Source organism: Methylobacterium sp. D48H (assembly GCF_053345715.1).
The window spans coordinates 1-253 of record NZ_JBKFAP010000242.1 but is presented as its reverse complement, the minus strand read 5'-3'; the positions used below and the strand labels follow the sequence as shown (position 1 = coordinate 253).

Annotated in this window: 1 pseudogene; it reads right to left on the bottom strand. The window is 66.4% G+C overall.

The window, feature by feature from the left end:
- A pseudogene (locus ACLBX8_RS32320) lies at nt 1-119 on the bottom strand (IS3 family transposase); the annotation flags it as partial.
- Nucleotides 120-253 lie beyond the last annotated feature (134 nt).

Here is a 253-nt window from a genome sequence, read left to right as displayed (position 1 = left end):
TTCAGCCCCTCGCGCCGCCAGATCCGCTCGACCCGCTTGTCGTTGACCAACCAGCCGGCCGCCTTCAGCAGCGCGCCGATCTTCCGGTAGCCGTAGCGCCCGTACCGGCGCGCCAGCTCCACAAGATGATCCTCCCTCGGCATCGCGGACACCTCTGATACGCTCATGCTGAGCGGGGAAGGTGTCGGATGGCGAAGACGAGACGCGAGTTCACGCCCGAGTTCAAACGCGAAGCGGTCGCCCTGCTGGAGAG